The following is a 13132-nucleotide window of genomic DNA, read 5'->3' as shown; positions in this document are numbered from 1 at the left end:
GTCGATTGCGAACGGCCGGGAAAAAGCGTGTCGTGTCCCGCGGTCGGCACAACGGTTTTGCCCCGACCACCCCATCGGCGGGCATGAACGTCGTAGTGAGCATCGACGGGAGCGACGACGCCTTCGCCGTCCTCGAACGCGCGGTCGGCCGGGCACGCGAGACGGGCGACGACCTCACGGTGGCGCTCGTCGAGAGCGCGCTGGACGACGCGACGACGGTCGCCGACCGCGTGCGCGAGACGCTGTCCGAGGCGAGCCTGGAGGCCGCGATCGAGCACGTCGCCGACGACGGCGAACTGGTCGAACTGGCCAACGGCGAGCGCTTCGACAGGCTCGTCGTCAGCGGCGGCGAGCGCACGCCGACCGGCAAGCTCTCGTTCAGCCGGACGACCGAGTTCGTCCTCATGAACGCCAACGTCTCGGTGACGCTCGCACGATGACGCGCGTCTATCCCGACGACCGCGCCGGGGAGTTCGAGCGGCCACCGATCGAGTTCACCGACGCCCACGACCGCGACATCGAGATCACGGTCTACGCCGACGACGACCGCGCGGCGCTGACCGAGATGTACGTCTCCTTCGACCCCGCGGACCGCGCACAGGGCATCCCGCCGACCGAGCGCGGCGCGATCGAGGGCTGGCTCGACACCATCCTCGACGGCAGCTACAACGTCGTCGCCAGCCACGGCGAGGAGTGCGTCGGCCACGCGACGCTCGTCCCGGACGACGAGGACGCCCACGAGCTCGCCATCTTCGTTCTCGACACCCACCAGCAGGCCGGCATCGGCTCACGGCTACTTACGGGGCTGCTCGGCCACGCCAGGGCCGAGGGTGCCGAACACGTCTGGCTCACCGTCGAGCGCTGGAACACGCCCGCGGTCGCGCTCTACCGGAAGGTCGGCTTCGAGACCTGCAACACCGAGAGCTTCGAGATGGAGATGTCGCTACGGCTCTGACCGATCGAAATCGGCATGCAATGGCACCCCACAGCGTTAGGATGATCGAGACCCGACGGGAGATATGTCACCGTATCAGCGATGTCCGTACTGCGAGACGGTCATCGAGATCAACTCCGACGACAAGGAACGGCTGAAGCGCCATATCCGGGTCGAACATCCCGACGACGAGCAAGTAGAGCAGTGTCGCGCGGCTTGATGGGAGCTACACCGAGAGCACGGGCTGGGTCGCGTACTGGAGGACGTACTCGGCAGCGCGCCCGAGCGGTTCGTCGGGATCACCCGAGACCGGCTGGCGCGGGATGACGATGAAGTCGACCTCGACGTCCTCGGCGGCGTCGAGCACGACGCTGCCCGGATGGCGGGTCTTCGTCATCGCCGAGAAGCCGTAGGCCGACGAGTGCGAGAGCGAAACGCCCTCGGGTGCGAGTTCGTGCGCGTCGGCGATGAACGCCTCGTTGGCGGCGGCGAGCTCCGAATCGTCGACGTCGCCGAAGGAGGCCGTGCGGGTAGTCTCCTCGTCGACGACGTACAGCGCGTGGACGCCGGCGTCGTAGCGCTCGGCGATCGCGACGGCGTATTCGATCGCGCGCATGGACGTGTCGCTGCCATCGACCGGCGTGAGAACGGTCTCGACCGCGAGCGTCATGCTTGCCACTCGCGGCCGGAAGTCAAAAACCCACCGAGAACAGCGCGCGACCTTTATCACCCAGCGGTCGGTAGCGGACGTATGTTCGAGACCGTGGTCATTGCCACCGACGGCTCGGAGAGCGCCGGGCGGGCAGTCACGGCCGCGCTCGACCTCGCCGATCGCTTCGATGCGGCCGTCCACGCACTGTACGTCGTCGAGGAGGACGACGTTGCCGCCGCACCGGAGGACGTCCGCGATCGCCTCCGATCGTCGCTCGAAGAGAGCGGCGAGGCGGCCGTCGAGAGCGTACAGGCGGTCGACGAGAGCGTGACGACCGCCGTTCGCGAGGGCCAGCCGACCAAGGAGATCCAGCGCTACGCCGACGATCACGACGCCGATCTCGTGGCGACGGGCACGCGCGGGCGACACGGTGAGTACCGGTTCGTCCTCGGCAGCGTCGCCGAAGCGCTCGTCAGAAACCTCTCGGTCCCGGTGCTCACCGTCCGCCAACTCAACGAAGCGGCGGACTGAAGCGGGGAGTACTTCGGCCGCGGTAGCGTTGGAGGCGCATGAACGACCGACTCATCGACGACGATCACCTCCCGCTGGCCCGGAAGTCGCTGCTGCCGGGCACGGGTTTCTTCTATCCCGATTCGTTCGACGAGGAGCGGGCCGACCGCGAGACGCGTGAGACCGTCACCGGCGCGGAACGGGTCGTGATCGCCGATCCCGATGCCGACGGGCTGGCCTGCGTCGCCCTGATTCGGGAGGCGTTCGGCCCGACGGCGCTCGTCCCGGCCGGCCCGCACGACCTCAGTAACGCCATCGACCGGGTGGCCGATCATCTGGATGCCGGCGCGCGCGTGTTCGTCTGTGACCTCGTGCCCGACGACTTCCACTACATCGCCGGCCAGTTCGAGCGCCTCACCGAGCGTGCCAGCGCGGTGAGCTGGTTCGATCACCACCAGTGGGACGAGGAGGACGCCGAAAAGGTACGCAGCCACGGTGCGCGCCTCGTCGTCGGCGATTCCGACGAGGAGTGCTCGGCGGACGTCACGCTCGCGGCGCTCGATCACGAGTTCGGCCCGCGGTGGGCGGAGCTCGCGGCCGTGACGCGCGATCACGACCTCTGGCTGCGCGAGGATCCCCGCAGCGACGATCTCGCGGATTTCGCCTACTGGACCGACCCCGAGGAGTACGTCGGAATCGTCAGCGAACACGGCGCGGACCTCCCCGCCGAGATCGAAGAGTATCTCGCCGAGCAGCGCGTCGAGAAGGAGGCACTCATCGAGCGGGCGGTCGAACGGGCAACGATCGAGGAGATCGGGCCGTGGACCGTCGGGGTCACCTACGGCCGCTGCTCGCAGAACGAGGTCGCCGAGGCGCTCCGAGAGGCGGGTGCCGACGCCGCCGTCGTCGTCAAACCCTCCGGCAGCGCCTCGATCCGTGGTTCCGACGGGTTCGAGCGCTGTCACGAGGTCGCCGGACAGGTCAACGGCGGCGGCCACCCGAAAGCCGCCGGCTGCAAGCCCGACATCTACGGCGACATGCTCGACTACGCCAATCACTGGACGACGCGCGGTGCAGTGACCAAACAGGTGATCTTGGAGGCGTTCGGGCGACTCCTGAAGAACGAAGAAGCACAGTAAGACGGGCGTTCGATCGGAACGTCAGGTTCGATTGCAAACGCTCAGGCGTCGGTCGGCATCGGCGGCGCGGTCCGCTTGTGCTCGTTGTCGCGGTGGAGCTCCTGAATGTGCTCGACGACCGCCGGCGTGGTGTCGGCGATCTCCGCGGCCGCGGCGGTCGCCACGTTGCCGTCGACGGTGAGCGCGACGATCGCATCGATGGTGTCGTACTCGACGCCGATCTCCTTCTCGTCGGTTTCGTAATCGACCATTCCGCCGGTCGGCGTCTTCTGGACGAGCCCCTCGTCGGCCCCGAGGTCGGCGGCGAGCTGGCGGACCTGCTGTTTGTAGCAGTTGCCGATCGGGTTGCAGTCGACGCCGCCGTCGCCGTATTTCGTGACGTAGCCAAGCGAGAGTTCGACGCGGTTGCCGGTCCCGAGCACGAGTTTGTTCTCCTTGTTCGCGACGAGGTAGTTGACCGTCATCCGGACGCGTGCGCTCGTGTTGCCGACGAAACGGTTCGCCCAGTCGTCCTCGTCGCTCGCGCTCTCACCCGCATCGATCGCGAGCAGTTCGTCCATGACCGGGTCGATATCGACGACGTCGTAGCGAATGCCGAGATCGACCGCGACGCGCTCGGCATCGCTCATGTTCGCGTCGCTGTTGACGTCACGGGGGAGTATGAGCCCGTGAACGGCCGATCGGCCGAGCGCCTCGACGGCGAGATGAGCGACGGCCGTGCTGTCGACGCCGCCCGAGAGCCCGAGGACGACGCCGTCGGCGTCGTGGCGATCGACCTGTTCCTGAATGAACGACGTGATGCGCTCGCGCTCAGCAGTGAGTTCGTCGCTCGAAAACCGCAGGTCGAGCGGCGTTATCTCCGCGTCGAGCTGGGGCTGTCGCTGTGATAATTCCATGGCCGTACACGGCCGTCATCGTATATAAACTGCGTGATGCGCTGCGACCGATCAGGCCGCGCCCGCGACCCAGCGCTCGGAGTAGACGCCTCCACACTCACAGACTGCATAGGCGTGGATCACGTCGCCCTCGGCGTAGATGCCGCCGACGTCCTCGTTGCGCTCCTCGGCAAAGGCGAAGACGAATCGCGGGGCGTGCTCGTCGGTGCCGTCGGCATCGTCGCCGTCGGCCTCGGGGCAGTCACCCTCGAAGGAGTCGAGATCGACCGTTCCTTCGGCGTCCATCGCCGCGCTCGCGAGCGTCATCGGGTCGACACCGGTCGCCCCCTCGAAGGCACTCCGGCCGCGCTCGGCGTCCAGAATCAGTGCGACGCCGTTGCCGACCGCCTCACCGTGTTGAGAGAGCGTTCCGAGGTCGGAGACGGCCGATTCGGCGAAGAACAGGAGCACGTCCTCGGGGCGCTCACCGTCGAGGAACTGGCGTCGGTCGGGGTTCATGGAACCGTTACAGCGAGGGCGAACAAAAGGTCGCGGGACTCGTGTCGTCGGTTTCGAGAGCACCGATCGCGGACGACCGTTCGACGTCAGCCGTCGGCGTCGTCGAGATCGCGCGCGATGGCCGCCAGCCCCTCGTTGGGTGATTCGACGGCCTCGTAGACGACGCGCTCGCCGGGTTCGCGAACGCCGTAGAGAAATCCCGGCTCGACGACATCGACCAGCACGCTCCGTCCGTAGTCGATGTCCACAGCTCTGCGCCACGCTTCGAGGCGATCCTCGCCGTCGCGCTCGCGTGCGAGTCGGGCATTGCCGTACGCACCGTTGATCTCGACGCCGTCCCCACGAGCGCTCTCGATACGGGAGTGAGAAACGTCACCATCGAGAACGAGACGGGTAGTCGTGAGTGGAAAACGGTCGTCCGCCGGCAGTTCGAGCCGGGAGCGGGTGCGTCCGCGGCGGGCGAGCGTCGCACGCACCGTCTCGATCGACGGATGGTCGCTCGGCAGCCGGTCGGTCACTCGTCGTCTTCGTCCGCGTCGTCCGCGTCGAGCAGTTCGTCGATCGATCGGTCGCCGCGGGCCGTGATCGTGGCGTTGATCTGCTGGGTCTCGTCGCCGACTTCGCGCCCGCGGACGGTGACGCGCTTTCGCTCGCCGTCACGGGTCGGTTTGAACCCCGTTCCGCCCGAGAGCAGGACGGCGTTGAGCGCCGGACCAGCGATGTCCTCGCGCATCGGTCGGCCGGCCGTATCCGAGCCACCGGTAAGTTCGAGCGTGTAGCCGTCGAGACCGACCGCGTCGCCGTCGACTTCCTCGCCGATCGAGCGTCCGATGAAGCGGTTCGCGTCCTGTCCCTCGACCGCGTTCTGGTAGGCCGCCCCGTCCTCGGGGTCGGCGACGACGACCGTGAAATCAGCCATGTGCGGGGAAGTCGGTCGGCGTTCAAAAGCGTATTGAAAGCTTCATGGCGGGAACGTCACGGACGGCGAACACGATCCACGACCAGCAGATTAATATTTACCCGGGCTGCAGACGATAACCAATGACACGACGGACGATTCTCACGGGGGTCGTCATCGCGCTCGTGCCTGTCTCTTATACACATCTCTGATGGCGCGNGGCACCGACGGCGGAGACGACCGCCGCCGCAACGACGGTATCGACGGCGACAGCAACCGCGACGGCAACGGAAACGGCGACCGCAACGGCAACGGCAACGCCGACATCGACAGCGACACCAACCGAGACCGCCACGCCAACACCGACCGAGACCGCCACGCCGACGGACACAACAACGGCGACGGAGACCGACGAGTCGGCGGCGTCGGCCGCCGGACCCGAGACGCCGCTGGACGCTGGCAGTATCGCCAGCGGACACGTCGAGGGGCTCAGAGCCGCTGGCAGCTTCTCGATCACCGATAGCGAGACGATAGAGGGCGACAGAACCAACGACCGCAGCGGCCGGGCCGATCTCGAAGCGAACACGGCCCGACTGACGTCGCAGCCGACCGACGAGGCGACCCGCCACAGCTACGCCGAGGGTGCGACGGCCTACGAGAAAACGGAGTACGAGAGCATGGAGCCCCAGTACGAGGTCTCCGAACTCGGCCGGCCGCTCGCCGAGAGCCTGCTCACGGCCACCGAGATCCAGGAGACCGTCCGGGCGGTCGACTACGAGCGCTCGGGCAGCGTCACGCGCGACGGCCGCGAACTCGCCGTCTACGTCGCCAACGGCACCGACGGCCTCAGCACGGACGTCCTGTTCCGCGGCGAGGACGTCTCCGAGTTCAGCTCGACGCTCGTCGTCGATCCCGAGACGGGCATCGTCCACACGCTGAAAACCGAGCGCACGACCGACAAACTGAGCGCCGGCGAGCCGAACACGATCGTCGAAACCCTCGAATTCTCGGATGTCGGCTCGACCAGCGTCGAGCAGCCCGGCTGGGTCGACGATCTGAAGTAGCGAAACAGCCAGTAAAGAGCGGACAGGGCGCGGACGGACCGACGGGCCGAAAGCCCGCAGCCATGAAGGATGGCCAATGAACGTCGAATTCCTCGGCGGCGCGCGCGAGGTCGGCCGGAGCGCGGTGCTGATCGACGACGAGCTGTTGCTCGATTACGGCATGAAAAGCGGGACACCGCCGGGCTATCCGGTCGGCTCTGTCGATCCGGAGGCAGTCGTCGTCTCACACGGCCATCTCGATCACGTCGGAGCCGTGCCCGCGCTGCTGTCGGGCGACGATCGGCCGACGGTCCACTGGACGCCGCCGACGCGCGAGCTCGCGATGACGCTCGCGCGCGACACGCTCAAACTCCACGGCGGAACCTACGGCTGTCCGTTCACCGAAACCGAGCTACGACGGCTCACCCAGGTCTCGGAGACCCACGCATACGGCGAGTCGTTCACGGCCGCTGGCCACGAGATCACGCTGTACGACGCCGGCCACATCCCCGGGAGCGCGCACGTCCTCGTCGACGATGGCGAAACGCGGCTCTGTTACACCGGCGACTTTCATACTGGTCATCCCGACCGCGGCCAGCGCCTCGTTCCCCCCTCGACCGCCCGACCTGACGCCGACGTCGTGATCTGCGAGAGCACCTACTCCGACACCGAACACGACCCTCGTGAACAGGTCGAGGAGCGATTCGCCGAGAGCGTCAGGAGAACGCTCTGGAACGGCGGGACGGTCGTCGTGCCGGCCTTCGCCATCGGTCGCACGCAGGAACTACTCCTGGTCTGTGAAGCCCACGACATCGACTGCTACGTCGACGGAATGGGCAAGGAGGTGACGGGGATGTGTCGACGCCATCCCTCGTTCGTCCGCGACGGCGACGCGCTCGATAGGGCGGCAGGCCACGCACGATTCGTCACCGGCCGCGACGGCCAGCGAGAACGCATTGCCGCCGAGAACACCGCGATCGTCACCACCAGCGGGATGCTCTCGGGCGGGCCGGCGATGTCGTACATCCCCGAGATCCGTGCGGACCCGACGAATCTAATCGCCATGACCGGCCACCAGGTCGCCGGCACCCCTGGTCGCGAGCTGCTCGATACCGGGCGCGCGGAGATCGACGGCCGCGTGATGGCCGTGAGCGCACGGGTCGAGGCGTACGATTTCTCGGCACACGCCGACCGCCGCGGTCTGCTCGCGTATCTCGATTCGTACCGCGACGCGACGGTGCTCTGTGTCCACGGCGACCGCTGTCCGGCCTTCGCCGACGAGCTACAGGAACGGGGTTTCGACGCGAACGCACCCGAACGCGGCGAGCGGGTCGAGCTCTGATTAATTCGAACTGAGATCGTACTGCACGCCGGTCAGGTTTTCGGAGACGTCCCAGAGCCGTCCGGCGGTCGTCTCGTCGTACGAACGCTCGCTGGAGCGCTGTATCTCGGGCTGGCCGCGGATGGTCCCGAACCCGCCCGGGCCGACGTACTCGCCGCCGTCGATGTCGTCGGCGGTCGCGGCGTAAAGCAGGGGGAGCGCGCCCGTCGCGGCGTCCTGGCCGATCACGGCGTTGGCGGCCTTCATTCCCAGTAGCCGGAGCGTGGAGCCCGCCTGCTCCGGCCCGCGCTTCTGGAGATTCGTGTCGGCGTAGCCGGGATGGCAGGCGACGCTCGAAACGCTCTCGACGCCCGTGGCACGGAGGCGGCGCTGGAGCTCGTAGGCGAACAGTACGTTCGCGAGCTTGCTCTGCCCGTAGGCGTCCCACTTGTCGTAGGACTCCTCGCGCTGTCGATCGGCGCTGCGCGCCACGCTGTCGAAGTCGATCTCGCCGTTCTCGTGGAGCGCGCTCGACTGGGTGACGACGCGCGTCTCGCCCTCGGTGTCGCGGAGTTCGTCGAGCAGCAGGCCCGTGAGCGCGAAATGGCCCAGATGGTTGACGCCGAACTGCGTCTCGAAGCCGTCCGCGGTTTCGCCATACGGGACCGCCATCACGCCGGCGTTGTTGCAGAGCACGTGGAGTTCGTCGTGCGTGTCGGCGAAGCTCGTCGCGAACGCACGGATCGACGCGAGATCGGCGAGGTCGAGTTCGATCACCGTCAGTCGGGTGTCGGGAGCCACTTCCCTGATGCGCTCGCCCGCATCGACACCGCGCTCGACGTTCCGACAGGCCAACACGACGTCCGCGCCGTGAGTCGCGAACGCTTTCGCCGCCTCGAAGCCTAGCCCGCTGTTCGCGCCGGTGACCACGACGGTTCGATCGCTCAGGTCGCCCATCCGCTCGGTCGTCCAGTCGCCGTTGGCGGTCATGGCCGTCGTGAGAGTGGCCGGCGGAAAGCGGTTGGCGTTGCGGCGACCGCACCAAACGTTTTGGTCGCTCTCGGCAATGGGGAGGGTATGGACGACCAGCAGGGACCGGACGAGGACGAACGGGCGGCGCTCCACGACCTCCAGCTCGGCATCGAACACCTCCACCGGGGCTACGGCCACCTGCTCGCCTTCCACCACGCGGTCGGCCGCGGCATGAACCGCTTCGACGACGCCCGCGAACAGCTCCGCGCGAGCGGACACGGCGAGCACGCCGACGCGCTCCGCGACGATCTCCTCCCGGCGGGCGTCGTCGACGAACAGTGGACCTACGAACTGGTTGAGGCGTTCGTCGACGAGTTCCTCGATCCCGTCGACGAGTTCGAGGCGGACGTCCGCGAAGAACTGGCCGACGGTCGACGCCATGTCACCGAGGATCGCCAGCGGCGGGCGTGGCGCGAGCGCAGTGAAAAAGACTGGTAACGAAAGATAAGAGCGGGATCGGTTCAGTCGTCGTTCACGCCCTCGACCGTCTCGGCGCGTTCTTCGAGGGCGGCGGCGACCGTGCGGGCCTGTTCGGGCGTGAGTTCGATCTCGTCGGCGTGGGCCGGCACGGCATCGAGATCGGTGTTGTCGAGTTCGAGCTGGAGTTTCACCGCATCGGGGTTTTTGCGGTCGGCCGTGACGTTCAACACAGCCAGCGCGTCCTCCTCGAAGCCGTGGCCCTCCGCCCGCCCGTCGAGCAGGTCAAGCGTCGTGTAGGCGTTGACCTTCAGGATGCGATCGCTCATCGGCGATCAGTCGTCGGCGGTGATCGGCGTGCCGTCAGCACGGGCCGGCGTCGGCCGATCGTCCATCTCGTCCTCGTCGGCGTAGGGATACCACGTCATCTTCGTGTTGTGCATGTACGGGTCCGCGTAGTCGGTCTCTTCGGGCTCGGCGAGTGCTTCCAGTTCCTCCTCGTCGCGCGCGGCGATGAACTCCCGGAAGCTCTCTTCGCCGGATTCATCCTCGTAGGCCGCGAGCACGTTCCGGATGTAGCCCGGCACCTCGTCGGCCGCGACACGCATCGCGATCCAGTCGGCGAAGTGGGGATCCTCACCGAGACCCCCTCCAAGACCGATGTCGAACGCCTCGACCGGCTCGCCGTCCTTTCTCGTCTTCATTCCGCGAAGGCTGATATCGGCGATCTGTGGCTGGGCACAGGAGGCGGTACAGCCCGAGAGATGGATGTGGAAATCCTGGATCCCGGCCGGCAGCTCGACGTTCTCCTTGAGCCAGCGGGCGTACCGGACCTGTCGATTCTTCGTCTCGACGATCGACAGCGAGCAGAACTCCGTCCCGGTGCACGCGATCGACCCGCGCATGAACGGATGCGGGTCGGGCGAGTAGTCCTCCAGGAGCGGTTCGTCGAGGAACGCGTCGAGGCTCCCCTCGGGAACGTCGGTGACGATGACGTTCTGGCGCTGGGTGAGTCGCACTTCGCCGGAGCCGTACTCGTCGGCGAGGGAGGCGAGCTCGCGAACGTCGTCGACTCCCATCCGCCCGACCATGACGTTCAGGCCGACGTAGTAGTTGCCGTCGGGCTGTTCGTGGACACCGATATGGTCGCCGTGTTCGTCCTGTCGGCCCGCGTTGTAGGTGTACTGTTCGCGGAGGTCATCGCCCGCCGAGGGGAGTTCGTACTCGACGTACTCCTCCTGAAGGGTGTTCCGGATCTTCTCGGTGCCCCACTCGTCGACGAGGAACTTGATGCGGGCGTTGAATCGGTCGTCGCGGTCGCCGTGGTCCCGAAAGAGCGCGGACATCCCCGCCGAGACCTTCGGGGCGTCCTCGGGCGTACAGAACACGTCGATATCGCGCGCGAAGCGCGGTTCCTTCCGCGAGAGACCGCCGCCGACGCGGACGTTGAACCCCATCGTCTCCTCACCGTCGATCTCCTTTCGGGCGGGCTCGAACGCGAGATCGTTGATATCGCCCTGGCCACAGCCCTCGTCACAGCCCGTCACCGAGACCTTCCACTTCCGGGGGAGGTTCTCGTAGGCGTCGTTGCCCTTGAACTCCTCGTGGAGCTGCTCGGCCACCGGCCACGCGTCGACGTGCTCGTGTTTGTCCTTGCCGGCGACCGGACAGCCGACGATGTTGCGCCACGAGTCGCCACAGGCCTGCATGGTCGACAGTCCATTGGCTTCGAGTTTGTCGAAGATCTCGGGCACGTCCTCGATCCGGATCCAGTGGAGCTGGATCGACTGGCGCGTGGTCCAGTCGCAGTACGCGCCGCCGAACTCGGGGTTGTCGGCCGGGCCGCGGGCATACTCGTCGGCGATATCGGCGACCACCTCCAACTGGCCCGGTTCGAGCACGCCGTTGGGCGTCCCGATCCGCATCATGAAGTAGCTCTCCTGGCCGTTGCGCTGGTGGTACAGCCCCCACCATTTGAACCGCTCGAACCAGGCGTCGTGCTCGTCGTCGGGGATCGACTCCCAGCCCTCCTCGGCGAACTCGAAGAGATGCTCGCGGATCTCCTCGCCGTAGACCTCGTCCTTCCAGCCTTCGACGTTGGTCGACATACCGTCGCAACGACCCCGACTCCTAAACCCTCCTCCGTGGTGTCAAACCTCCCCGCGTCTCGGTAAACGAGGAAAGAATTGCTTCATTCGAGCGACGCCGGACGGGCGAGTCGGCTGCGTCGACACGGGATATGGACGCTCTCGGGCACGACAGGGCGGAACTCGCCGTCGAGCACGCGACCGACGGCGAGCCAGTCGGTGACGCCGCTCGCGCCACAGGCGATGCACTGACCGGCGATGCGTGCCTCGATAGCCCGCGTGTCGACGCCGACCTCGACGAACCCCTCGGCGAGGAAATCGGCCATCTCGCAGCCACAGAACTCCTGTCTGGCGAGTCGCCAGAGGTTACTCACGCTCACCTCGCGGCTGTCGTTGACGCTGATCCACGCGCCGGCGTCGAGCTGATGGACGTCGATCGACACGCCGTCCGTTCCACCCCCAGTACACTATGTCTGTCGCCCGCTCGCCGCCGAGATTATGGTGACGCACGATTTCGGAAAAACCGCATGACTACGGCTGGATTCGTCGATGAGGTGCGTCGAAGACACAGGCAGCAGTTGCCGGGAGATGAGAGCCGGGGTAGCGCTTACGGGTGAGCGCGTGCTTATGCTGGTACCGCCCCTGTTGAACAACGATGTCAGACACCGAGGGCGCGCGCCAGCACGTTTCAGCTGACGTCGCGCCGGAGCTCTACGAATCGGGAGACGAACGATGAGCGAGACGGAACGCGAAGAGGAGGAGCCGGCGACCGACCACCTCGACGATGTCGCGGACGGCTGTGGCTGCACCGAGATCTGGGAACACCTCTCCGAGCAGCGCGACGACTGAGCGTGGCGGAGTCACACGGCGAGGTGCTTTTGTCCGTTGCCGTTTCACATGGAGTATGACCCCCGACGACGCACCCGACGGGCCGACCGATCGCGAGTCACCCGTCGGCCAACCGGTCGTCCGGGGCGATCCGGCCTTCGCCGGCGAACACGCCGAGCAAGCCGTCCAGTTCGATCCGGACGATCCCGACAGCCTCAGTCGTGCCGCCGACATCGTCGAACGCTTCGCCGACGATTCGATCGGGGCGGCCGACAGCGTCTACATGCTCCGCGGGGCGGCCGCCTGTGCCGCACTCGTCCGCGGCGAGGGCTCCTACAAGGCGGCCGCCGAGCGAGCCGACGAGGGCGTCACGGTCTCGTTCATTCGGAAGTGGGCGCGCGTCCACGACCTGCCGCGACCGATCCGCCAGTACGTCGCCACCGGCGACATCGCTCCGACGGCGGCCAAGCACATCGCACGCGTCACCGACCGATCCCGCTATCTCCTCGCGTGGGCCGTACTCGATGGCGATCTCACCGTCCGCGAGGTGCGATCGGTCGCGAGCGCGATCAACGCCGGCACCGATCCCGAGGCGGTGCTCGACGCCCACGACGTCACCCTCGGCGAGATGACGCTGCGCCTCCCGCGAGAGACCTACACCGATCTCAGACGCCAGGCCGCACGGGAAGGCGTCGATCCCGCGGTACTGGTCGCGGAGGCGCTCAACGAGCAGCCGACCGACCCCACAACCGCCGAACGGTACTGATTTACGGCCGCCGCCCTCAGCCGAAGCGAGGGCTGGTAGCTCAGTTAGGCAGAGCGTCTGGCTTTTAACCAGACGGTCGGGGGTTCGAATCCCTCCCAGCCCGCTGTTCTG

The 13132-nt window shown here is 67.0% G+C and carries 17 protein-coding genes, 1 tRNA gene and 1 pseudogene; 10 read left to right on the top strand and 9 right to left on the bottom strand.

The features are described 5' to 3' along the window. The first annotated feature begins 83 nt into the window (after positions 1-83). The 3 genes from C448_RS03655 to C448_RS16890 all read left to right on the top strand — a co-directional run bounded on the left by C448_RS03655 (position 84) and on the right by C448_RS16890 (position 1154). Positions 84-440 carry a universal stress protein gene (locus tag C448_RS03655; protein ID WP_004051958.1) on the top strand — a complete coding sequence of 119 codons (357 nt, stop codon included), beginning with the start codon at positions 84-86 and terminating at the stop codon, positions 438-440. Further along, a complete protein-coding gene (locus C448_RS03650) occupies positions 437-955 on the top strand; it encodes a GNAT family N-acetyltransferase (RefSeq protein WP_004051957.1) in 519 nt (172 codons plus the stop codon). Before C448_RS03655 ends, C448_RS03650 begins: the two co-directional genes overlap by 4 nt. 64 nt (positions 956-1019) lie before the next feature. Further along, positions 1020-1154 carry a hypothetical protein gene (locus C448_RS16890; RefSeq protein WP_275039121.1) on the top strand — a complete coding sequence of 45 codons (135 nt, stop codon included), beginning with the start codon at positions 1020-1022 and terminating at the stop codon, positions 1152-1154. A 6-nt stretch (positions 1155-1160) separates the two neighbouring features. Here the strand turns inward: C448_RS16890 and C448_RS03645 are convergent, their stop codons facing one another. Continuing rightward, entirely contained in the window at positions 1161-1604 is a 444-nt protein-coding gene (locus C448_RS03645; RefSeq protein WP_004051956.1) for a universal stress protein, read from the bottom strand. An 81-nt stretch (positions 1605-1685) separates the two neighbouring features. Here C448_RS03645 and C448_RS03640 point away from each other — a divergent pair, with 81 nt between their 5' ends. After that, positions 1686-2117: a universal stress protein gene (locus C448_RS03640; RefSeq protein ID WP_004051955.1), complete on the top strand. Its 432-nt coding sequence runs from the start codon at positions 1686-1688 to the stop codon at positions 2115-2117. A gap of 38 nt (positions 2118-2155) precedes the next feature. Further along, complete coding sequence (locus C448_RS03635; RefSeq protein WP_004051954.1) at positions 2156-3235, top strand: DHH family phosphoesterase; 1080 nt, start codon at positions 2156-2158, stop codon at positions 3233-3235. A 41-nt stretch (positions 3236-3276) separates the two neighbouring features. Here the strand turns inward: C448_RS03635 and C448_RS03630 are convergent, their stop codons facing one another. The 4 genes from C448_RS03630 to C448_RS03615 all read right to left on the bottom strand — a co-directional run bounded on the left by C448_RS03630 (position 3277) and on the right by C448_RS03615 (position 5548). Continuing rightward, positions 3277-4131: an NAD+ synthase gene (locus tag C448_RS03630; RefSeq protein ID WP_004051953.1), complete on the bottom strand. Its 855-nt coding sequence runs from the start codon at positions 4129-4131 to the stop codon at positions 3277-3279. Positions 4132-4182: 51 nt separating this feature from the next. Further along, the gene (locus tag C448_RS03625; protein WP_004051952.1) at positions 4183-4629 is read right to left on the bottom strand and encodes a DUF5807 family protein; all 447 of its coding nucleotides are present in this window, start codon (positions 4627-4629) and stop codon (positions 4183-4185) included. A gap of 86 nt (positions 4630-4715) precedes the next feature. Continuing rightward, complete coding sequence (locus C448_RS03620) at positions 4716-5147, bottom strand: DUF7112 family protein (RefSeq protein ID WP_004051951.1); 432 nt, start codon at positions 5145-5147, stop codon at positions 4716-4718. After that, positions 5144-5548: a 30S ribosomal protein S6e gene (locus C448_RS03615; protein ID WP_004051950.1), complete on the bottom strand. Its 405-nt coding sequence runs from the start codon at positions 5546-5548 to the stop codon at positions 5144-5146. The genes C448_RS03620 and C448_RS03615 overlap by 4 nt, the downstream gene beginning before the upstream one ends. A 416-nt stretch (positions 5549-5964) precedes the next feature. Here C448_RS03615 and C448_RS17160 point away from each other — a divergent pair. Then, positions 5965-6591 (top strand): annotated as a pseudogene (locus C448_RS17160) (DUF7537 family lipoprotein); the annotation flags it as partial. 76 nt (positions 6592-6667) lie between these two features. Continuing rightward, complete coding sequence (locus tag C448_RS03605; protein ID WP_004051947.1) at positions 6668-7912, top strand: MBL fold metallo-hydrolase; 1245 nt, start codon at positions 6668-6670, stop codon at positions 7910-7912. Here the strand turns inward: C448_RS03605 and C448_RS03600 are convergent, their stop codons facing one another. Further along, complete coding sequence (locus C448_RS03600; protein WP_004051946.1) at positions 7913-8881, bottom strand: oxidoreductase; 969 nt, start codon at positions 8879-8881, stop codon at positions 7913-7915. 87 nt (positions 8882-8968) lie between these two features. Here C448_RS03600 and C448_RS03595 point away from each other — a divergent pair, with 87 nt between their 5' ends. Then, positions 8969-9361 carry a hypothetical protein gene (locus C448_RS03595; protein ID WP_004051945.1) on the top strand — a complete coding sequence of 131 codons (393 nt, stop codon included), beginning with the start codon at positions 8969-8971 and terminating at the stop codon, positions 9359-9361. A gap of 23 nt (positions 9362-9384) precedes the next feature. Here the strand turns inward: C448_RS03595 and C448_RS03590 are convergent, their stop codons facing one another. The 3 genes from C448_RS03590 to C448_RS03580 all read right to left on the bottom strand — a co-directional run bounded on the left by C448_RS03590 (position 9385) and on the right by C448_RS03580 (position 11870). Further along, positions 9385-9669, bottom strand: a complete 285-nt coding sequence (locus C448_RS03590) for a DUF6360 family protein (RefSeq protein ID WP_004051944.1) — start codon at positions 9667-9669, stop codon at positions 9385-9387. 6 nt (positions 9670-9675) lie between these two features. Then, entirely contained in the window at positions 9676-11448 is a 1773-nt protein-coding gene (locus C448_RS03585) for a nitrite/sulfite reductase (RefSeq protein WP_004051943.1), read from the bottom strand. An 83-nt stretch (positions 11449-11531) separates the two neighbouring features. Then, the gene (locus C448_RS03580) at positions 11532-11870 is read right to left on the bottom strand and encodes a hypothetical protein (RefSeq protein ID WP_004051942.1); all 339 of its coding nucleotides are present in this window, start codon (positions 11868-11870) and stop codon (positions 11532-11534) included. 461 nt (positions 11871-12331) lie between these two features. Between C448_RS03580 and C448_RS03575 the strand changes: the two genes are divergently transcribed. After that, complete coding sequence (locus C448_RS03575) at positions 12332-13021, top strand: DUF7119 family protein (protein WP_004051940.1); 690 nt, start codon at positions 12332-12334, stop codon at positions 13019-13021. Positions 13022-13050: 29 nt separating this feature from the next. Further along, positions 13051-13124, top strand: a tRNA-Lys gene (locus C448_RS03570). Positions 13125-13132: the final 8 nt, after the last annotated feature.

Source organism: Halococcus morrhuae DSM 1307, assembly GCF_000336695.1.
GTDB classification, from domain to species: domain Archaea; phylum Halobacteriota; class Halobacteria; order Halobacteriales; family Halococcaceae; genus Halococcus; species Halococcus morrhuae.
The sequence above is the reverse complement of the archived record's forward strand: the minus strand, read 5'-3'. Positions and strand labels throughout refer to the sequence as shown.